Source organism: Deinococcus metallilatus, assembly GCF_004758605.1.
Lineage (GTDB): Bacteria > Deinococcota > Deinococci > Deinococcales > Deinococcaceae > Deinococcus > Deinococcus metallilatus.
This window is the reverse complement of sequence record NZ_CP038512.1, coordinates 2276108-2295950: the sequence shown is the minus strand read 5'-3', so window position 1 is coordinate 2295950 and position 19843 is coordinate 2276108. Positions and strand designations below refer to the sequence as shown.

Below are 19843 nucleotides of genomic sequence, written 5' to 3'. Positions count from 1 at the left end.
GAAACGCCGCCCGCTGCCGGGGGAGGCCGTCCCGCCGGGCGCCCGAAGATGATGGTGGACCTCGACCCCAGCGGGCAGGTCACGCAGCGGGAACCCGACCGCGCGCAGCGGCAGTTTCTGGACTACGCCTTCTACAAGCTCGATCCGGCGTTCCGGCGTCTACCGCAGGCCGAACGGGGCGAGATCAAGGCCGAGTTTCTCGCGGCGGCGGAAGGCTGGGTCGCGGACGCGCCCGCCGAGAAGGGTCTGATCCAGCGGAGTTACAGCCTCGTTGGCGTGCGCGGCGACGTGGACTTCATGCTGTGGCGCATCGCCTTCGACGTGCGCGACTTTCAGGAGGCGCAGGCCCGGCTGAACCGCACGCGGCTGATGGGCTACCTCACGCAGCCCTACAACTTCGTTTCCATGCAGAAGCGCAGCCAGTACGTGAACCGCGTCGAGGGCAGCGGGCACGGGCTGGAAATCCTGCCGGGGCAGGGCAAATACCTCTTCATCTACCCCTTCATCAAGACCCGCCCCTGGTACGACCTGACGCCGCACAGCCGCCAGGGCATGATGGACGAGCATATCTACGCCTCCGGCCCCTTCAAGGGCGTGCGGATCAACACCAGTTACTCCTACGGTATTGACGACCAGGAGTTCGTGGTCAGCTTCGACAGCGACTACCCCCAGGAGTTCGTGGATTTGGTCCACCGCCTGCGCTACACCGAGGCGAGCATGTACACGTCGCGGGATACGCCGATGTTCACGTGTGTGAAGAAGGAGCTGGCGGGGGTACTGGAGGATTTGGGGTGAGGGCGAAGAGAAAAGGGTGGGGGGCCGGGAGTGGCTTTCTGCCCTTTCCTCTGGATCAAGGGGCAGGAGCAGACCTAAGCCTTCTGACCTGCTCCGCTAGGCCACCCCGCCTATGGGCAACCCCGCCGCCGTTCGCTTACCCTGCGGGCAACATCCCAGATTTCCCAAGGAGTTTTCCCATGCCTCAAGCTCGCCGCACTGTCCAGCCCCACCCCGCGCCCTTCCACGGAGGTGTCGACGTTGTATGCGGCCAGTTTTCCTGGAGGCACTTGCTGTTCCCGTAAGCGGGCAGCATTGCAGGTCTTTCCGGCTGGGCAGCACTGGGCGTCGGCCTTCTGTCCCACCCGGAGACACCCGTTTTGAAGTTTTCCCTGCGCCTTTTTCTGTCCTACTACCGCCCCTATCGCCGTACCCTGATTCTGGACCTGCTCTGCGCGCTGGTCGTGGCGGGCATTACCCTCATTTATCCACTGTGCGCCGGATACGTCACGCGCACGGTGCTGCACGGGTCCAGCCCCGAGGCGCTGCCTGAGCTGATGCGCGTCGGCGCGTTCATGCTGGTGCTGCTCGCTGTGCAGATCGCCGCCAACACCTATGTGGACTACCAGGGCCACATGATGGGCACCTACATCGAGCGGGATATGCGGCGGGACCTGTTCGCGCACCTGCAAAGGTTGCCATTCGGGTTCTACGACTCGCACCGGACCGGGCAACTGATGAGCCGGGTCACGAACGACCTGTACGACGTAGGCGAACTGGCCCACCACGGCCCCGAGGACCTGTTCATCGCGCTGTTGCTGTTCGGGGGCGTGTTCGGGGTCCTGCTGAACCTGAATCCCCGGCTCACGCTGCTGCTGTTCTGTTTTCTGCCGTTCATGGCAGCGTACACCGTGTTTTTCAACATGCGCCTCAACCGGGCGATGTTGCAGAGTCGGCGGCGCATAGGCGACGTGAACGCGCAGGTCGAGGATACCCTGGCGGGCATCCGCGTGGTGCAGTCGTTCACGGGCGAGGGGACCGAGCAGCGGCGCTTCGATGCCGAGAACGGGCGTTTCGTGGACAGCCGTCGCGCGGGCTATCACGCCGAGGCGTACTTCTATCAGGGCATGGTGGCCTTCACACAACTGATGACGGTCGCCGTGCTGGTGTTCGGCGGCCTGACCATCCTGCGCGGCCAGTTGCGGCTGGACGAACTCGTCACGTACCTGCTGTGCGTGGGCATTCTGATGGAACCCATTCGCCGCTTCGTGAACATCGCGCGGCTGCTTCAGGAGGGCGTGACTGGCTTCCAGCGGTTCCAGGAATTGATGGCGGTGCAGCCGGATATCACGGACGCCCCGGGTGCGCTGGAATTGAAGGGGGTGCGCGGGGACGTGGAGTTTCGGCAGGTCCGCTTTCAGTACCCGTCCAGCCCCGTGCCCGTGCTGCGGAACATCAACCTGACCATCGCGGCGGGAGAGTTCGTGGCCCTCGTCGGCGCGTCGGGCGTGGGCAAAAGCACCCTCTGTGCGCTGATCCCCCGTTTTTACGAGGTCACGAGCGGCCAACTTCTGGTGGACGGTGTGCCGGTCGATGAGGTCACGCTCACCTCATTGCGGCGCAACATCGGCGTGGTGCAGCAGGACGTGTACCTGTTTTCCGGCACGGTCCTGGAAAATATCCTGTACGGGAGGCCTGACGCCAGCACCGGCGAGGTGATCGAGGCCGCGCGGCAGGCCGGGGCACACGACTTCATCATGGCCCTGCCGCAGGGGTACGGTACGGACATCGGCCAGCGCGGCGTCAAGCTTTCTGGCGGGCAGAAGCAGCGCCTAAGCATCGCGCGGGTGTTTCTGAAAGACCCACCCATCCTGATCTTCGACGAGGCGACGAGCGCCTTGGACAACGACTCCGAGCGGCTGGTGCAGCAGTCGCTGGAACGCCTCGCCCAGCGCCGCACCACCCTGGTGATCGCCCACCGCCTCAGCACCGTGCGGAATGCGGGGCGCATTGTCGTAATGACGGAGGACGGGATTTCCGAGCAGGGCACGCACGACGAGCTGATGCGGCGCGGGGGCGTGTATGCGGAGCTTCAGGCGGTGGGGGCGCGGCTCTAGCTCTACGAACTCGGCTTACATCTGGGCCTGAGCGAAAGGTCTATTCCTCCAACGTCGCCAGCCCGTGCCGCAGCGCGTACAGTGCCGCCTGGGTGCGGCTTTCCAGCCCCAGCTTGCCCAGCAGGCGGCTGACATGCGTTTTCACGGTGGCCTCGGTCACGCCCTGGTCGCGGGCGATGTCGCGGTTGGAGCAGCCGCGCGCGATCAGTTGCAGCACGATGACTTCCTTGGGGGTCAGTGTCTCGCGCATATCGGGTGTGCGGAAGTCGCGCACCAGACGGCGGGCGGCTTCGGGGTGCAGCCGCACTTCTCCCCGCGCGGCGGCGTGGATGGCGTCGGCAAGCGTGTCCGAGGAGGCGTCCTTGAGCATGTAGCTGATGGCCCCGGCCTCGATGGCGCCGTTGACCTTGTGTTCTTCCAGTGTGCTGGTGAGCGCGATGACCTCCATATCGGGGTGCGCGCGGCGCAGCAGGCGCGTGGCCTGGATACCGTCCATCACCGGCATCATCAGGTCCATCACCACCACGTCGGGGTTCAGGCGGTCCGCTTCGGCCAGGGCTTCCTCGCCGTTGGCGGCCTCGCCCACGACCTCGATTTGGGGATCGAGGCCCAGGAAGAGGCGCAGGCCCTGGCGCACGACGGCGTGGTCGTCCACCAGCAGCACGCGGACGGGTGGGGGGGAGGTGGGGTCGGTCATGAGGGGGCGTCTCCTTCGGGGCCGGGGTCACGCAGCGAGAGGTCGGCGCTCTGCGCGTCGATGAAGAGGTCGAGGTCGGGGTCGTTCAGCGCGTGGGCGTCCGTGGCGGCGGTGTTGCCCTGGCGCCGCAGGCCGGGGGGCAGGTGCAGGGCGGTGCGGTCGGTGAAGCGCACCCGCAGGGACACGTCGCGCGGGACGGTCAGCGCCACGCGGCCCCCCTCCGAACGCAGGTCGAGGGTCCCCGCCGCGCCGTCGGGGAGGTCCAGGGCCACGTTGCCGTGTCCGGACGCGACGCTGATGCGGTCGGTGCGGGGCAGGTAGCCCGTCACGTCCCCGCTCAGCACGCCCACGCTGAGGGATTCCACCCGCGCGGCGGCGAGGTCGAGCCGCACGTCGCCGCTCTCGGTGTTCACGCGCAGCGCGGGGGCGCGCCAGGCCGGACGCGCGTGCAGCGTCACGTCCCCCCCCAGCGTCACGAAGGTCAGCGGTCCGCTCTGCCGCTCCGGCAGGGTCGCCACCACCCGCCCGAAGCCGCTGCGGACGTTCAGGGTCCGGACGCGCAGCGCGTGCAGGTCCAGCCGCGTCTCGCCGCTGTAGGTGTCGGTCGTGAGGGTGACCGGCACCGCCCGCGTGAGCCGCACTTCCAGCTTGTGCTGGAGGGACGGCGTGCCCACGCGGATCACCCCCTCGTCCAGCGGCTTGACATTCAGGCGCAGGTCGGCGTTCAGGGTGGCGCCGTCGCGCATGACCTGCACCCGGAGGGGATTACGTTCGCGGTGGGTGGCGCTTCCCGTCAGCGCCGCCCGCCCCGGCCATGCCAGCCCCCCGACGGTGAGGTCGGTGCGGTCCCCCTCCAGCCGGAGGGTCAGGGCCTCCGCACCGTTCAGGGGGAGGTTCAGCGGCGTCTGCACCGCGTTCAGGCCGGGCGTGGGCCGGATGTCCTTGCCGTGCCAGCCCAGCCAGGCTCCCCCCCCCACCAGCGCCAGCCCCAGCGCGATCCGCGCCAGCACAGGGGCCAGCGGGCGGGGCGGCGTGCGTTCCGCGACCGTCACGCGCCCCCCTCCCCGCGGTCCGCCGGGAGGGTGAGGGTCACGGTGGTGCCCGTCCCCGGCCTGCTCTGCACGTCCAGCGTGCCGCCCGCGCCCTGCGCCCGCTCGCGCATGGAGCGTTGCCCCAGGGTGCCGCCGGGCAGGGCCGCCGGGTCAAAGCCGCGCCCGTCGTCGCGGACCTCGACCGTGACCAGGCCCGCCTCCTCGCGCACGCTCAGCCACACCTGGGAGGCGCGGGCGTGCTTGACGACGTTGTGCAGCGCCTCCTGCGCCACGCGGTAGGCGGCGGCCTGCGCGGCGGGGGAGAGGGATGGCTCGCGCCCCAGGTCGGCGTGGAGCGTCAGGCCGTGCCTGGCCCCCAGCGCGTGGGCGTTCTGCGTGAGGGCGGCGATCAGTCCGCCTTCCTCCAGGGCGTCGGGGCGCAGGCTGAAGAGCAGGGCCTTCATCTCGCTGACGCCGCCCTCCGCGAGCCGGATGGTGTAGTCCAGGCTGGCGCGGGTCTTTTCGGGGTCGCGGCCCAGGGTCGCCCGCGCGGTCTTGGCCCCCAGCGTGATGCCGTAGAGGGCCTGCGCCACGCTGTCGTGCAGTTCGCGGGCCAGCCGCGCGCGTTCCTGCTCCTCGGCCCGCTCGCTGGCGCGCCGGATCAGTTCGGCGGCGTGCAGCGCCGTCCCCGCGTGGTCCGCGATGCTCAGGAGGAAAGCCAGCTCCTCCGGCCCCGGCTGCGTGCCGGGCGCGTAGAGGGCGCGCAGCGTGCCGCCGTCCGCGCCGCCCGCCACGACCGGCAGGGTCGCCAGCGTGACGCCCCCCGCCGCGTACCGCACGTCCGCACCGCCCGCCGGGGGAGACGCGCCGGGACCGTGCAGGGCGGGATGATCCGGACCGCTTGCCGCGCGCAGCGTGCCGTCCGGGGCGGTCAGCGCCACCGCCCGCGCGGTACTCGCCGCCCGCGCCTGTCCCGCCAGGTCCGCCAGGGTCGCGCCCAGGTCGTCGCCCAGGGCTACCCGGCCCGCCGCCCGGCGCAGCGCCGCGACCTCCCGGCGCGCGCCGCCCTCGTCCAGCGGGGCCGAGAGCAGCGCGTAGGCCAGCCAGGCCCACACCCGGCCGAGCAGGTTCAGCACCCCCGCCGTGACCAGCAGCCCGCCCAGCCCCGCCAGCAGCAGGCCCGCGGCCCCCAGCGCCGTCAGCGTGACCTGCCCGCCGTTCCAGGTCAGGGGAAAGACCTCCGGCCGGGCGGCCCACCACGGTGCGGCCAGGGCGGCCAGCGACGCGCCCAGCAGCGTGCCCAGGACGATCCAGCACACGGCGGCCAGCGGCAGTTGCAGCAGGTGAAACATCAGCGCCCGGTAGGTCGCGGCGTCGGCCAGGGTCGCGCGCAGCCAGGGCAGCACGCCCGCGTAGACCGGGGGCGGCGTCACCCGTGAGAAGCGCAGGCCCAGCAGCCCCGCCAGCCACCTCTGCACGTCCGCCAGCCCCGGCACCAGCCAGAGCGTCCCCAGCAGGAACGCCGCGCCCACCAGCAGCGGCAGCGTCAGCACGCCCGCCAGCGCCCCCCCCACCAGCAGGCCGAACACCAGCCCGCCCAGCGGGAGCGCCAGCGCCACATACAGCGCCGTGCGGTAGGTGCGGCTGGCCAGCAGATCGGTCAGCGGCCCTTCCCGGCGTCCCTGTCCTGGCAGCGAGGTGCTCATCGCGTCCATCATGCCCGCAGGGTAGGCGCTTGGGGCGGGGCCGAGCGTCCGCCGAAAGGGGGAGCGGTTCTTACGGCAGCTCGTTTAACCCCGCAGGCGGCGTGAGCATCCTCGGATTCCAGCGAGTCTTGCCCCCGAAGGTCACGCGCCGCTCCGGGTGCGCCTGCCCGTCGCAGGGTGGGGTGGCCTGCCCGGGCACGGCCAGCGGCCACACGCTCGCCAGCGCCCGCCCGGCAATGTCCCCCACACCGACCGGGCCGAACACCCGGCTGTCCAGACTGCCGCCGGGACTGCGGTTGTCGCCCAGCACGAAGTAGTGTTCGGCAGGGACGGTGATTTCCGCTTGTTCCATCTGCACTGGGGACGAGGCCACGCTGTTCGCCAGAACGCTGTTCCGGTCCAGGCACAGCCCTTGCCAGAAGGGAAGGGTCCAGTCCTGATCCACCCGCCGCCCATTGACGTACAGCTCGCCCCGGTTCATCCGCACGCGGTCACCCGGCAGCGCCACCACCCGTTTGACGAGGTATGGCCGGTAGGCCCAGGGCAGGGGGAAGCCCCGGTAGTCGTGCGTCCATTCGGAGGCGGCGGCGCGGGGCGGCTTGAACACCACCACATCTCCCCGCTGGTACGTGCCGAGGCCCGCCCGGTGCGCCCAGCCCTCCACTTTGGGCACCGCCAGCCACTCGCCGTTTCGCAGCGCGGGCATCATGCTGGCCCCGTCCACCTTGACAGCGGTCGCCCCAAACTGCGTGACCAGCAGCGCGAAGACGACCGGGGAGCCCCACTCGCGCCAGAGCTGGCGCAACCTGGTCTTCACGGGCGGACCTCGTGGGCTGGGGGCGCGGCGAGGTTGTGCGTCCACAAGGCGGAGGCGGCCCCGCCCAGTACCCCGGCCGTCAGGAACAAGCGCAACAGCAGCGGCAGCGTGTGCGTGCGCGCCAGCCCCAGGGCCGTCACCCAGGCCGGGCCGAACTCGCGCAGCGCGGCAGCCCAGGCGTCCGGCTCAGCCTTTCCGGCGGTCAGGTGGTCCAGCATGGCCTGATGCAGGTTCGCGTGGAGTTCGGCCTGCGCTGGGCGCCGTGTGCCGGGCGGCAGCAGGCGGGTCGCGGCCCGCAGGTACGCCGTCACGGCAGGGGGAAGGTCCGGGGTCACCACAGGCTCCGCAGCGCGCGGTCAAAGGCTGCATACCCTTCGCGGCGGCGGTGCAGCTCCGCCCGGCCCGCTTCCGTCAGCCGGTAGGTCTTGACCGGCGGCCCGCCCCGGCCCGGCGTGGTCAGCGTCGCGGCGAGGTACCTCGCGCGTTCCAGCCGGTGCAGCGCCGGATAGAGGCTCCCCGCGTTCAGGGTGATGTGCCCCTCCGTCAGCGCCTCCACCCGCTTGGTGATTTCCAGCCCGTACCCTTCCTCCCGCTCCAGCACGCTCAGCAGGATCAGGTCCAGGTTGCCCTTGAACAGATTCACGTCCATCCCCGGCCTCCACTATCGGCATTCGATATCAGAGTGTGAGTGTGGTGTGGCGAGGCAGAAGTTCGGTGGTGGGCGCGCCGCTCAGTGGGACGGAACAGGCAAAGGCGGCAACCCCGGCGACTCGACCCAGGTTCGCAGGGCCGCCTCGCCCGCACCTCCCACCTGGGCGTGCGCGAAGGCCAGCAGGTCCGCTGTGGTCAGGGCCTTCCCCGAAAAGCGGGCCGTGTAGGCGTGCAAAAAGGCCCGGAAAGCCGCGTCCCCGACAGCCGCGCGCAGGGCGTGCAGGGCCAGGGCGCCGCGCTGGTAGGCGCTGCGGTCGAACAGTTGCCCGGCCTGGGTGGCGACCAGGGACCGCGTTCCACCCTGGGCCAGGATGGCGTACCAGTGGGCGGCGACCGCCTGCCCGTCACCGCCCTGCGCCTCGGTCCACAGCAGTTCGGCGTAGGTGGCGAAGCCCTCGTTCAGCCACACGTCGGCCCAGGTGGCGGGGGTCACGGCGTCACCGAACCACTGGTGGGCCAGTTCGTGGACGGCCACCCGCTCATTGCTGGAGCGGACGGGCATGGTGGAGAGGGTCGCCGTTTCGAGCGCGGGCAGCGGGGGCGTGACCACCGCCACGCCGTAGGCCCCGAAGGGATACGGCCCGAACCAGCCCGACAGCACGCGCAGCATCTCGTCCGTGAGGGCGTAGGCGCTCCGGGTGCTGTCCGGTGTCCCCACCGGGAAGTAGTCGCGCCGCACGACGGGCGCCCCGTTCGCGCCCACCGGGACGGGCGGAGCCGTCACCCGTTCGAAGCGGTTCACGTGGACGGCCAGGGCATAGGTCGGGATGGGCTCGGCCTGGGTGAACACGAAGGTCCGGGTGCCGCTTCCCTCGACCACCGCGCCCTCCAGCCCGCTCGCCGCCGCCGTGAACCCGGGGGGCACCGTCACGCGCGTGGTAAAGGTCGCCTTGTCGCTGGGGTGGTCGTTGGTGGGCAGGAAGGTATGGGTGCCCTGCGGCTCACTCAGGGTGAAGTTCGCCCCGGCCCCGCCCTCCCCGGCGGGCACGGCCTGCCAGCCCAGCCGCAACGGGGTGCTGAAGTCGGGATCGAGGATCACGCCGGGCGTGCCCTGGTACTCCACCGTGAGCCGCGCCTCCTGCCCGGGCAGCAGTGGCGCGGGCGGCGTGACGACCAGCTTCTGCGTGTCCGGTTCCATCCGGAAGGGCGCGGCCTGACCGTTCCAGCGCACGGCTGTGACCGTCGGCCCGAAGAAGTCCAGCCGCACCTCGGCCAGTGGGCGCGTGGCCACCAGCGTGAGGGTCACTGCGCCGCTCAGTTCCGGGGTGCCGGGTTCCGCCACCGTCAGCGCCACGTCGTAGTGCCGCACGTCCAGCCCCAGTTGGCCCAGACCGGGAAAGATCGGGTCGTTCAGCGTCCGGGCGGCCCCGGCAGAAACGGGTGGGGGCGTCGGGAGCGGCTGCGCGGGGGCGGGCGGCCCGCCAGCGAGCACGCCCGCGAGGATCAGCAGGCCCGGCAGAACGGTGGAGCGTGGCACCTTGTCCCCCTTTCCTCAATGAGAACAGCCTCGATGAGAACAGCCTCAATCAGAACAGCCCGACCCGGAGCCTTCAAAAAGACGCCGAAGCTCCCGCATGTTTTCCCTGGTGGCTGGATGCTGGTCGCCCGCCGCTTCAGATCGGGTAGTACGTCCGGGCCTCGCCGCGTAGGAAGTCGCGGGTGGGCACCCAGATGAGGGGATTGCGTTCCTCGACTTCGGGGGGCGGTCCGTAGCGGATCAGGCCCTCGACCTGCGCGAAGGGCACCCATTTCACGCCGACGACCTCCGGGTCGGTGGGGTCGAGGTCGCCGTGAAAGGTGGCGGTGAAGCGCCCGAAGTTGGCGTAGCACTCGTTGCGGGTGCCGGTCAGCATCTCGCCTTCGAGCAGGCTGACAAAGCGCAGGTCGGTGACGGTCAGCCCCGTCTCGACCGCGACCTGGCGCACGGCGGCGTCCGCGAGGCTCTCCCCGGGGTTGGCCTTGCCGCCGGGCAGGCCGTAAAAGATGCTGCCGTCGTCCATGCGTTCCTCGACGAGCAGCAGTTCATTCTCCCGGACGAGATAGACGTGCGCGGCGCGCTTGATCGGCAGGGTGCGCGACAGGTGGCTCATGTGGGGGGCAGTCTAGCGGGAAGGGGGAGGAGGTGGGTGTGGAATTCAGCCCCCGGCTGCCCCGCCCGCCAGCAGCGTCAGCACGTCTTCCGGCAGCCGGGCGGGACGGTAGCTCTTGTCGGTGGCGATATGGCGCGTCTCGCCGGTCGCCAGCAGTTCCTCACCGCGCCACAGCTCATAGCTGAAGGTCAGGGTGCGCGAGCGGACGCTGCCCACGCGCGTGATCAGCGTCAGGTGGTCGTCGTAGCGGGCGGCGCGGCGGTACTCGACGTTCAGGCCCGACAGCATCAGGTAGTAGCCGCGCGCCTCGACCTCGGCGTAGGGAAGGCCGAGGCGGTGCATCAGGTCGCCACGGCCCACTTCGAACCAGACCGGGTAATTGGCATGGTGGGCGACGCCCATCGCGTCCGTCTCGGCGTAGCGTACGCGCAGGTCACTGCGGCTTTCCAGGGGGACCGTCACGGGAGGCCCCCCTCGCTGGCCGAGCGGAATTCCAGGGTAGGCGTGCGCCGCATCCGCACGTGCGCCGCGATCTCGCGTTGCAGGTGCCCGCGCGCATGAGTCAGGGCGTCCAGCAGGGCGGGCATGTCCGCACCCATCGCGCTCACGTACACCCTGGCCAGCCCGTAGTCGGGCGTGACCGCCACACGCTCGACCGTCACGATCAGTGGCACGCGCGGGTCACGCAATCCCGCGATGGCCTCACTCAGCACCCGCGAGAGCTGCGCCTCCACCTGTGCGGGTTTCACGCGCTCCCCCGGGGCGGACGGCATTCGGAAAGAACATCCGGCATGGAGGCATGGTACGGGAAGCGGGGGCCAGTCCAGCCTCAGCGCGCATACCGCCGCCCCGTGTACCCCGTGAAGACCCCGATCCCGTAGGCGACCTTGCGGACGCTGTCCAGCGTGGCCTGGCCGTTCCAGGCGAGGCCCGCGCTGCTGCCCCCGTCGAGCAGCAGGGCGTCCCGCAGGCCCAGGTGGGCCATCACCTTGCCCATCTCGGTGGTGGTGAGCCTGGCGTGGGTGGTCACGAAGACCAGGTCGCGGTTGCTCCTCAGCCCGACGGCGCTGCGGGCGGCCCGGCCGAACAGCGCCGGATCACGGAAGATGTTGCCGTACTGGCGGACCACGGTCCCGCCGGTCAGGATGCGGGGGCCAGTGGCGATCACGGTTTCCATGCCGTGCCAGGTGGCCTCCAGCGGCCGTCCGAGCAGCGGCGTGGTGCTGGGCAGGATCGCCGCGCGGTTGTCGGGCGTGATCGCCAGGGCGGCGGGAATGCGGCCCCAGGCGAGCAGGCGGCCCTGCATCACCAGGTCCCCGGCGGGCACGTAGCTGCGCGGGTGAAAGTAGCTGCCGTTCACGACCGCCCGCGCGCCGCTCGTCCGCGCGAGGCTGCTGACCCGCGCGCCCACCCCGACGCCCAGGCCTGCCCGGGGCAGCACGGGTGCCACCAGCACGTCGCGCCAGCGCAGGTCCACCCGCAGCACCTGCACCGGGACGTGCAGCGGCGTCAGCCGCTTGACGCTGAGGGGCGAGCCGGTCGGCCGGGGCGGAATGGGCACCGGAATGCGCCGGGGCACCAGCACCCGCTGGCCGGGATACAACTGGCGCTGCGCCCGGCTGAGGTGGTTGAGCCGGGCCAGGTGATCGGCGGTGGTGCGGTAGGTGCGGGCCAGAGACGCCAGCGTTTCCCCCGGCCGGACCCGCACGTAGCCGTGAATCACCCGCACCTCGGTGGTGGGACGGGGAGCAGCCCGCTTCACGGCAACCGTCCCGCGCGGCGGCACCCGCAGGCGCTGGCCGGGCTTGATCAGGCTGCCGCTCAGCCCGTTGGCGGCGCGCAGGGCGGCCACGCTCACCCCGGCGCGTTCCGCGATGTGGCCCAGCGTGTCGCCGGGGCGGACAGTGTACAGGCCGCCCGACGGGGCAGAGGTGGCTTTGCGGGCAGGTCGGGCGGGAATGGCAGGCACCGGCCCCTGCACCCGCAGCGTCTCTCCGGGCCGGATGGTGTTGTTCTTCAGGCCGTTGAGCGCCCGCAACCGCTCCACGCTGACGCCGGTGCGCCGGGCGATGCCGTAGAGGGTGTCACCCTTTTTGACCTTGACTGTGCCGCTGGCCGCGAGAGCCTGAGGAAAGGTGAGCAGCGGGACAAGGAGCAGGGACAGGAGGGTGGCGCGGCGGAGCATCACGGTTCAGGGGAGCATGGCCGCCCGACCTGAAGATGAGCTGAAGCTGACGCACGGGTTTACCCGGTGCCGCCTGCCTATGGGGCGCTCCGGCGGCCAGCACGCCAGGGGCCGAGCGGCGTGTACCCGGCGCGGCGCAGGTCGCGGTCGAGGTCGGCGGCGTCCAGATTTGGGCGGCGCGGGCGGGCTTCCAGCGTCGCGTCACCCAGCCGGGCCACCGGCCAGGCGCGCACCTCCCAGTCGGCCAGGAGGGGGGCGGTGACCGCGCCGTCCGGCGTGATGACCTCCAGCATCAGGGTGCCGAAGACCTCGGGGCCGCGCGGGGTGGGCTGAGGGAAAGGGGGGAGGGGGGCAAATGGGAGACGGGTCATGGTCAACCTCCTCTGCCCACAGGGTGCGCCTGGGGGGGCCTCACAGGACATCGGGCGCGGGAGGCGTGGGCGGGGCGGGGCATCGGGTCAGCCGATGGAGTGGCCCCGGCGCAGGACTACAATCGGAGGTATGGCTGACCGCTCCCCGCTGTCCCCGGTCCAGGCCCCCCCGCTGGCCCCTTCGCTGGCGCAGCTCCGGGCGCTGATCGCCGTCGCCGACGCGGGCGGCTTCGGGGAGGCGGCGGCGGAACTGGGCGTGTCGCAGTCCACGCTGAGCGAGGCGGTCGCGCGGCTGGAGGCGCTGGCAGGCCGCCCCCTGCTGCGCCGCACGTCCGCCGGGACGGTCCCGACCGAGGCCGGGGCGCGGGCGCTGATCCACGCGCGCAGCGCGGTGCAGGCCGCGACCGACGCCCTGCTGGCCGCGCAGGAGGAAGGGACGCTCTCGGGCACGCTGCGTGTCGCGTCCATGCGGTCCACCGCCACCCACCTGCTGCCCCCGGCCCTGGCCGCGTTTCGTGTCCGGCACCCGCGCGTGACCGTGACGGTGCTCGATGCGGAGCTGTGCTGCGGCGAGCAGGCGATCCGCTCCGGCCAGGTGGATGTGGGGCTGATCGTGGGCGAGGACGCGCCGGGGCTGCGCCTCCTGCCCCTCCCCTCCGACGAGTACCTGTTCGTGGCGCCCGCGTCACGCGGCCAGCACCCGGTCACCTGGGCCGAGCTGGCCGGGCCGCTGATCCTGCCCCCCCAGCGTGACCCCTGTCACCAGATCGTCCGCGCGGCCCTGACCGCGCACGGCGTGCCGGTGAACGAGGTGACCGAGATCGAGCAGGACAGCGTGACGCTCTCAATGGTCGGGCACGGCCTGGGCATCACCGTGATGCCGCAACTGGCGCTGCTGCCGCTGCCCCCCGGCCTGGTCGCCCTGCCGCTCCCGGACCCCCTGCGGCGGCCCCTCGCGCTGGCCGTGCTGCCGCACCGCGCCGCCCTCCCCGTCATCCGCGCCTTTATGCAGGCGGTGATGCAGAGCGCCGGGACACCCCGGATGTCGGAGGGGACCGGGCAGGTCCGGGAACGGGCCGCCGAACCTGCCCCCAGCGCCGCTCCCAACTGATACCAACTTGCTCTGATTCCAGAACATCCGTACAAAGCACCGGATGTTCTTCCATCGCCGCAAGTCGGTATTTTCTTATACTCGCTCCGCTCAGGTTCGTCTTCGACTCACCTGAAGTTCGTATGACTTCCGGCCTCGTTCAACGCAAAAGCAGGCCAGCCGCGCGGCCAGCCTGCCTGAAGACCTCCTCGCTCAGCCCTCAAAAGGCTTGCCCAGTGCCCGGGGCGCGGCGCTGCGGCCGGTGAAGATCAGGGCGATGATGGTGATCAGGTACGGCAGCGCCGCGACCAGCGTGGGGGGCAGCAGGTCGGTGCCGCCCAGCGTGATGCTGATGGCCTGCAGGAATCCGAACAGCACCGTGGCGCCCAGCACACCCAGCGGCTTCCACTGCCCGAAGATCAGCGCGGCCAGCGCGATGAAGCCCAGGCCCGCGCTGATGTTGCGGACAAAGGCGTCCAGGTTCCCGACCGAGAGGAACACGCCCGCCGTGCCCGCCAGCAGACCGGACAGGATCACGCCGCTGTAGCGCATCCGGCGCACGTTCACGCCCATGCTGGCCGCCGCGCCGGGATGCTCGCCGGTCGCGCGCAGGCGCAGGCCGTAGGGCGTGCGGTACAGCACATACCAGGTGACGGCGACCGCCAGAAACGCGAAGTACACGGGTGGGCTGAAGCGCAGCTCGCCCACGCCCCACAGCGGCAGCGGGTGCGCGACCTTGGGGCTTTCGGTGCTGGTGCCGTACAGAGCTTGCAGGATCACCGACGGGACCCCGGTGGCGAGCAGGTTGATGGCCGTGCCGCTGATCACCTGATCGGCGCGGTACTTGATGCTGACCACCGCGTGAATCCAGGCGATCAGGCCGCCCACCAGCGCCCCCGCCAGCCAGCCGACCCAGGGGGCCAGCGCGCCCAGCGTGGGGTCGAGGGTGTAGGTCACGATGGCGCCCGCCAGCGCCCCGAAGATGATCAGGCCGTCCAGAGCGATATTTACCACGCCGCTGCGCTCGCTAAATAAGCCCCCCAGCGCGGTCAGCAGCAGCGGCACCACGCTGCGGATAAAGGTTGCCAGGAAGGCGGTCGTCAGGAGTTGGGCGAATAGACCTTCCATTTACTTGCTCTCCTCGCGTTCCCGGTGGATCTCCACCTGGGCATTCACTTCGCTGCTGCGGCCGACGTTCGGCACGGGCGTGGCGCGTTCCTCGGCGGCTCCGGCGGGGCTGAGGTGGCCGGTTTCGGCGGTGCCGGTCCGGTCGGCGGCGGCCACCAGTTGCGGGGGCGGCGGGTCGGTCACGCGGCGGCTGAGGAACCCGCCCGCGGCGATGAACAGCACGATCAGGGCCTTGAGAATCGTCACGATGTCCTTGTTGACCTTGTCGAGCTGCTGGTCGGCTTCCAGGCCGCCGGTGTCGATGGTGCCGAACAGCACGCTGGCGGCCACCACGCCCACCGGGGTGCTCTGGCCCATCAGCGCCACCGCGATGCCGTCGAAGCCGACGTTCACCGGGATGTTGCCTTGCAGGCGGTAGGCGTCCAGCGCCCCGCCGTTCACGTAATGGGTTCCGGCCAGGCCCGCGAACATCCCCGCCAGCGTCATCGCCAGGACGGTGTTCCGCGCGACGCTGATCCCGCCGTACTGGGCAGCCCGGGGCGAGAGGCCCACCGCCCGCAGCGCGTATCCCGTCGCCGTGCGCCACATCAGCACGCCGAAGACCCACACACACACCAGCGCGACCAGGAAGCTCGCATTGAGCTGGCTGCTGACCCCGGGGACGGGAACACCGATCCGCCACGTGAGCGCCCCCAGCACCACGGCGGCGGCCAAGGCGATGAGACTGCCGCGGCGCACCCGCCGCAGCGCGAACCGGAGGATGAAAAAGGCGGCCAGCGCCACCAGCGGCGCAATCGTCAGGGCCGTGGCCCCGCCCTGCCCCACGTTGAAGAGGTCCAGCAGCGTGGGCAGCCGGGCGGCCTGTTGCAGTTCCTCGCTCTGGGGGGCGTTGCCCGGCGCCTTGAAGGGCAGGTGGTATTCGCGTCCCAGGAACGGGAAGGTGTCGTTGCCGATCATGAACAGAAAGACCGACGACGCGACGTAGTTCAGCATGATGGTGTTGATGACCTCGCTGGAGCCGAAGCGGGCCTTCAGCACCCCCGGGATCGCGCCCCACAGCGCGCCGCCCAGCCCCGCCGCGATCAGCGAGAGCGGCAGCAGCAGCCAGCCGAGAGCGGGCGGGCCGTACACGCCGACCAGCATCGCCGCGATGGCCCCCATGGTCAGTTGGCCCGCCGCCCCCACGTTGAAGAGGCCGGTGCGGAAGGCAAACGCCACCGAGAGGCCGGTGAAGATCAGCGGCGTGGCGAGCTTCAGGCTGTCCAGAAAGGGATTCAGCGCGGTGATGGGCGCGAACAGCGTGGAGTACACGAAGTACACCAGGTCGCTCTTGGCCAGCCAGCCGCCCCACAGCGAGAGGGGCGCCCCGCTGCCGTTCACGGCGGGCTGCACGATCAGCACCACCACCGCCCCCACCAGCACCGCCAGCGAGATGGCGACGACGGGCACCAGCAGGCCGCGCAGGCGGTTGAGGCGTTCCCACCACACCGGGCGCGCACTCAGCCCCGCGCCCGCCGTGATCAGCCCCGCCAGGATCGGCAGGAAGAGGCCCAGGTTCATGCCGCCCCCGGCATAGAAGTTCCGCAGTTGCCGCTTGAAGCCGGGGCGCAGCGTCGTGTCGGTCACCACGCGGGCCGTCTCGGCGCTCAGGCCCGAGGCGAGCAGCAGCACCGCGAGGGCCGCCGTGAGCAGGGCCAGCAGGCCCGTCAGCCAGAACCAGCGGGCGCGGCGCAGCGCCCCGATCACGCTGGCGACCAGCAGGGCGAGCGTCACCCAGCCCAGGGCCAGCACCGCGCCGGTGGGGGGCAGGGGCAACTCCCGCTGCGTGCTGAGATTGAGCACCGAGCCGGTCAGATGCAGCAGCACCCCACCCGCGTTGAAGTCGCGGCCCAGCGTCGCCAGCGGGAACAGCAGCAGCCCCGCCGCCGCGATGGCGCTCGCGGTCAGGGCGATCTTGGCCGCCACCGGCGAGGGGCGAGAGTCAGAAACATGCGTCACGTCGCCATTGTACGGGCCGGACTGGACAGGTCTGAAGGGCCTGATCCCAGACGGCATGGTTCCCGGAATTGGGGCTCTCCATTGTCTAGGCAAGTTCGGCCCAGCGACCCACTTCGCCCGCCGTGTTCGGCCCGCCCCGGTTCTGTTGGCCCGGCGTTCTACAGGGTCACTGCAAAGTCGCCGAGTTCGCACAGCCCCGGTTTAACCGCTCTGCTGCGCAGCTCTGCGAGTCCGGCCCTTACCCCTCCGGCTCTGTGGGCTACCTCCCCGTAAAACGCTTGATGCGCAATAGAAACCTGTTGTCTGGGATGGGCTTTTTACTCCCTCCCCCCTTGCGGGGGACTCGTAGAGCTGCTTGCAGAGGGCCGGGGAGGGGGTGGCGGGCGAAGCTCGCCCTCATTCCAGACGAGAAAAACGGTTTTGCGCGCCCTACCCACCCGTCCCGCATTTCACATCAGGTGTTTAAAGGGAGGCGACAGACTTGGCCTCCTGGAGGGCAAACGGCGTCCCTGGCTCCCCCCCGGGGAGCTGTCAGCAACGCTGACTGAGGGGTTGACCAGGGCAAGCCTACCCAAAACCGGACGTTGCGGTGGCCCTGCACCGTTCTAGAACACAGCTCGGCGCGTCGCACCGACTGCGGTAGCCTGAAGATTATTCTTCCGCCCGGAGACGGCTCCCCCCTTTGTCCATGTCCAGCTCCGTGCTCTGGCCCGGGGACGGGGACAGTCCATGCCAGGAGCGGCATGAGGACGGAGCGGGGAGAAGTAGGATGGGGGTGAACTCCATGTCGCCGCCTCCGCCGCCACGCCTCCCGGTTGCCCTGCTGGTGCTGCTGGGGGCAGCGGGTGGACTCTTCGTGTTCACGGCATGGCTGCGCCTGGCGGGTTTTCCGCTGCCTGCCGGGTTGGGGGAGCTGCAAACGCTGCCCGTCAGTGCCACCAGTGCGGCCTGTGCGTGGTGGGCCGCCCGTCACGCGCCGGGGAAGGCCAGAAGGTCCTGGCAGCGGTATGCGCTGGCCCTGAGCACCTGGGCACTCGGCGACGCGGTGATTGCGCTGTACGGGTTCTTCCTGCCGGAGGCCGAGCCGCCCGTGCTCTCCTGGGCGGACGGCTTCTACATCCTGTTCGCGCCGCTGATGGCGTGGGCGATGTTCGGCCTGCTCCGGCCCCCCCGGGGACCGCAGCTCGTCCGGTTGCTGCTGGATATCGGCACGGTGGTGATCACGGTCTTCGTGGGGCTGTGGCATTTCGTGTACGCCGGGACGGTCGCGGCATCCAGTGCGCGGCTGGGCGAGGTGCTGGTCAATCTCGCCTACCCGCTGCAAGACGCCCTGCTGATCAGCCTGGTGCTGCTGATCGCCTTTCAGGCGCGGGTGCCGCTGGCCCGCGCGGCCATCACCTGCTTCTATCTGGCCTTTCTCGCCAATCTGGTGGGCGATGTGGGCTACGCGGCGCTGCTGCCCGCGCCGGGGTCCCCGGCGGCCCAGGCCACCGACCTCACGTTCGCGCTGTGCCTGAGCGGGCTGGGCCTCGCCGCGCTGCTGGGGGTCGCGCGGCCGGGCGTGAGCGGCGCGGCGTTCCCGCAGCAGACCACGACGCTGAGTCCCTACGTCGCCATCGTCCTGTGTTTCTCGCTGCTGCTGGGGCAGAGCGGCACCTTCACGCTCCGCACCTACGGGGACCTCTTCGGCACGGCGCTGGTGACGCTGGCGGTGGTGCTGCGGCAGAACCTGGCCTTTCACGAGAACCGCCGCCTGACCGCCGAACTCGCGCGCCGCGCTTCCCAGGACCCGCTGACCGGCCTCGCCAACCGCGCCCTGCTCGAAACCCGGCTGGCCGAGGCCATCGGGCGGGCGCGGGCAGCGGGCGAGCACGTCGCGCTGCTGTTTCTCGACCTCGACCGCTTCAAGGCGGTGAACGATTCCCTGGGGCACGACGTGGGGGACCAGTTGCTGGTGGCGGTCGCACAGCGGCTCCGGCAGGCGCTGCGGCCGGTAGACACCCTGGCGCGGCAGGGCGGCGACGAGTTTCTGGTGGTGCTGCCCTGCCTCGCCCGGGCCGGGGACGCGGGCCAGCACGCCCGGAAGTTGCTGGAGGTGCTGGACACGCCTTTTCAGGTCGCGGGCCGCCCGCTGGTCGTGACCGCCAGCGTGGGCATGGCGGTCTTTCCCCGCGACGGCGCGGACAGCGTCACCCTGCAAAAGCATGCCGACGTGGCGATGTACCGCGTCAAGGCAGGTGGGCGGAGCGGCTACCAGACCTTCAGCCCCGAGATGCTGGCGGCGGCACGCGAACTGGACCTCGAACAGGCGCTGCGCGCGGCCCTGGCCCGTGGGGAATTCGAGCTGCACTACCAGCCGCAGATCCGGGCCGGGCGGGGGGCAGTCGGCGTCGAGGCGCTGCTGCGCTGGCGGCGGGGCGGGGAACTGCATCCCCCGGGGCCCTTTATCGCGCTGGCCGAGGACACCGGCCTGATCGTGCCCATCGGGGCCTGGGTGCTGCGCGAGGCATGCGCGCAGTTCGCGGCCTGGCGGGCGGATGGGCTGGAGCTGGAGCGGGTGGCGGTCAACGTGTCCGCGCGCCAGCTGGGCGAGCCGGACTTTCCCGAGGTGGTGCTGGGGGCGCTGAGGACGGCGGGCCTTCCCCCGCACTGCCTCGAACTGGAGCTGACCGAGAGCGCGGTGGTGCGCGACGTGCCGGGCGCCACACGACAACTGGCGCAGCTCCGCGCCCTGGGTGTGCGGGTGGCGCTGGACGACTTCGGCACCGGGCAGTCGTCCCTGAGCCTGCTGCGGCGGATGCCCGTGGATGTCCTGAAGATCGACCGCTCGTTCGTGGCCAGCCTGGAGGCGGAAGGGGAGAGCGTGGCCGTGATCCGGGTGGTGATCGCCCTCGCGCAGACCCTGGGCCTCGACCTGATCGCGGAGGGCGTCGAGAACGCGCGGCAGTGGGAAGCCCTGCGCGACCTGGGCTGCCCGACCGCCCAAGGCTACTTCTTCGCCGCCCCGCTCCCCGCCGCCGAGGTCCGCGCCTGGCTGGGCCGCTCCCAGGGCGCGCGGCTGGCGCGGGAAACGGGACTGGACCGCTGACCCAGCAGGGCAAGTGCAACGTCCGGTTTTGGAAGCCCTG

General features: G+C 70.8%; 18 protein-coding genes. 4 read left to right on the top strand and 14 right to left on the bottom strand.

The window, feature by feature from the left end:
* Positions 1-48 precede the first annotated feature (48 nt).
* The gene (locus E5F05_RS17035; RefSeq protein WP_129119893.1) at positions 49-795 is read left to right on the top strand and encodes a chlorite dismutase family protein; all 747 of its coding nucleotides are present in this window, start codon (positions 49-51) and stop codon (positions 793-795) included.
* Between the two features lie 359 nt (positions 796-1154).
* Entirely contained in the window at positions 1155-2891 is a 1737-nt protein-coding gene (locus E5F05_RS17030; protein WP_129119821.1) for an ABC transporter ATP-binding protein, read from the top strand.
* 40 nt (positions 2892-2931) lie between these two features.
* Here E5F05_RS17030 and E5F05_RS17025 read toward each other — a convergent pair whose 3' ends face one another.
* From E5F05_RS17025 to E5F05_RS16970, 12 genes are all read right to left on the bottom strand, one after another.
* Positions 2932-3588 (bottom strand): response regulator, encoded by a 657-nt coding sequence (locus E5F05_RS17025; RefSeq protein WP_129119820.1) that lies wholly within the window; start codon positions 3586-3588, stop codon positions 2932-2934.
* Positions 3585-4640 (bottom strand): DUF4097 family beta strand repeat-containing protein, encoded by a 1056-nt coding sequence (locus E5F05_RS17020; RefSeq protein ID WP_129119819.1) that lies wholly within the window; start codon positions 4638-4640, stop codon positions 3585-3587. Before E5F05_RS17020 ends, E5F05_RS17025 begins: the two co-directional genes overlap by 4 nt.
* A complete protein-coding gene (locus tag E5F05_RS17015; protein WP_129119818.1) occupies positions 4637-6337 on the bottom strand; it encodes a sensor histidine kinase in 1701 nt (566 codons plus the stop codon). The genes E5F05_RS17020 and E5F05_RS17015 overlap by 4 nt, the downstream gene beginning before the upstream one ends.
* Before the next feature lie 58 nt (positions 6338-6395).
* On the bottom strand, positions 6396-7142 hold the full coding sequence (gene lepB / locus E5F05_RS17010) for a signal peptidase I (RefSeq protein ID WP_129119817.1): 747 nt from the start codon (positions 7140-7142) through the stop codon (positions 6396-6398).
* Positions 7139-7477 (bottom strand): hypothetical protein, encoded by a 339-nt coding sequence (locus tag E5F05_RS17005; protein ID WP_129119816.1) that lies wholly within the window; start codon positions 7475-7477, stop codon positions 7139-7141. Before E5F05_RS17005 ends, lepB begins: the two co-directional genes overlap by 4 nt.
* The gene (locus E5F05_RS17000; protein WP_129119815.1) at positions 7474-7791 is read right to left on the bottom strand and encodes a PadR family transcriptional regulator; all 318 of its coding nucleotides are present in this window, start codon (positions 7789-7791) and stop codon (positions 7474-7476) included. Before E5F05_RS17000 ends, E5F05_RS17005 begins: the two co-directional genes overlap by 4 nt.
* Before the next feature lie 81 nt (positions 7792-7872).
* Positions 7873-9330: a M1 family metallopeptidase gene (locus E5F05_RS16995; protein WP_241687207.1), complete on the bottom strand. Its 1458-nt coding sequence runs from the start codon at positions 9328-9330 to the stop codon at positions 7873-7875.
* A gap of 136 nt (positions 9331-9466) precedes the next feature.
* On the bottom strand, positions 9467-9943 hold the full coding sequence (locus E5F05_RS16990) for an NUDIX hydrolase (RefSeq protein WP_129119814.1): 477 nt from the start codon (positions 9941-9943) through the stop codon (positions 9467-9469).
* Positions 9944-9988: 45 nt separating this feature from the next.
* Positions 9989-10345: an acyl-CoA thioesterase gene (locus tag E5F05_RS16985; protein WP_425322073.1), complete on the bottom strand. Its 357-nt coding sequence runs from the start codon at positions 10343-10345 to the stop codon at positions 9989-9991.
* 56 nt (positions 10346-10401) lie between these two features.
* Complete coding sequence (locus E5F05_RS16980) at positions 10402-10692, bottom strand: ribosome-binding factor A (protein ID WP_164973526.1); 291 nt, start codon at positions 10690-10692, stop codon at positions 10402-10404.
* An 80-nt stretch (positions 10693-10772) separates the two neighbouring features.
* Positions 10773-12128, bottom strand: a complete 1356-nt coding sequence (locus tag E5F05_RS16975) for a LysM peptidoglycan-binding domain-containing protein (RefSeq protein ID WP_129119811.1) — start codon at positions 12126-12128, stop codon at positions 10773-10775.
* A 77-nt stretch (positions 12129-12205) separates the two neighbouring features.
* Positions 12206-12499 carry a hypothetical protein gene (locus E5F05_RS16970; RefSeq protein WP_129119810.1) on the bottom strand — a complete coding sequence of 98 codons (294 nt, stop codon included), beginning with the start codon at positions 12497-12499 and terminating at the stop codon, positions 12206-12208.
* Positions 12500-12629: 130 nt separating this feature from the next.
* On the opposite strand from E5F05_RS16970, the gene E5F05_RS16965 reads away from it, so the two are divergent.
* On the top strand, positions 12630-13610 hold the full coding sequence (locus E5F05_RS16965; protein WP_129119809.1) for a LysR family transcriptional regulator: 981 nt from the start codon (positions 12630-12632) through the stop codon (positions 13608-13610).
* A 192-nt stretch (positions 13611-13802) separates the two neighbouring features.
* On the opposite strand, the gene E5F05_RS16960 is transcribed toward E5F05_RS16965, so the two are convergent.
* Positions 13803-14717: an ABC transporter permease gene (locus E5F05_RS16960; protein WP_129119808.1), complete on the bottom strand. Its 915-nt coding sequence runs from the start codon at positions 14715-14717 to the stop codon at positions 13803-13805.
* Complete coding sequence (locus E5F05_RS16955) at positions 14718-16715, bottom strand: ABC transporter permease (protein WP_164973525.1); 1998 nt, start codon at positions 16713-16715, stop codon at positions 14718-14720. It abuts the gene before it with no gap.
* 784 nt (positions 16716-17499) lie between these two features.
* Here E5F05_RS16955 and E5F05_RS16950 point away from each other — a divergent pair.
* A complete protein-coding gene (locus E5F05_RS16950) occupies positions 17500-19803 on the top strand; it encodes a putative bifunctional diguanylate cyclase/phosphodiesterase (RefSeq protein ID WP_164973524.1) in 2304 nt (767 codons plus the stop codon).
* Positions 19804-19843: the final 40 nt, after the last annotated feature.

Excerpts from the sequence above, each read along its gene's own strand:
- E5F05_RS16985 (WP_425322073.1), bottom strand. The coding sequence starts at position 10,345 with ATGGGCGTCGCCCACCATGCCAATTACCCGGTCTGGTTCGAAGTGGGC.
- E5F05_RS17000 (WP_129119815.1), bottom strand. The coding sequence starts at position 7,791 with ATGGACGTGAATCTGTTCAAGGGCAACCTGGACCTGATCCTGCTGAGC.
- E5F05_RS16975 (WP_129119811.1), bottom strand. The coding sequence starts at position 12,128 with ATGCTCCGCCGCGCCACCCTCCTGTCCCTGCTCCTTGTCCCGCTGCTC.
- E5F05_RS16970 (WP_129119810.1), bottom strand. The coding sequence starts at position 12,499 with ATGACCCGTCTCCCATTTGCCCCCCTCCCCCCTTTCCCTCAGCCCACC.
- E5F05_RS16965 (WP_129119809.1), top strand. The coding sequence starts at position 12,630 with ATGGCTGACCGCTCCCCGCTGTCCCCGGTCCAGGCCCCCCCGCTGGCC.
- E5F05_RS16950 (WP_164973524.1), top strand. The coding sequence starts at position 17,500 with ATGTCGCCGCCTCCGCCGCCACGCCTCCCGGTTGCCCTGCTGGTGCTG.
- E5F05_RS16960 (WP_129119808.1), bottom strand. The coding sequence starts at position 14,717 with ATGGAAGGTCTATTCGCCCAACTCCTGACGACCGCCTTCCTGGCAACC.
- E5F05_RS17025 (WP_129119820.1), bottom strand. The coding sequence starts at position 3,588 with ATGACCGACCCCACCTCCCCCCCACCCGTCCGCGTGCTGCTGGTGGAC.
- E5F05_RS17015 (WP_129119818.1), bottom strand. The coding sequence starts at position 6,337 with ATGATGGACGCGATGAGCACCTCGCTGCCAGGACAGGGACGCCGGGAA.
- E5F05_RS17035 (WP_129119893.1), top strand. The coding sequence starts at position 49 with ATGATGGTGGACCTCGACCCCAGCGGGCAGGTCACGCAGCGGGAACCC.
- E5F05_RS16990 (WP_129119814.1), bottom strand. The coding sequence starts at position 9,943 with ATGAGCCACCTGTCGCGCACCCTGCCGATCAAGCGCGCCGCGCACGTC.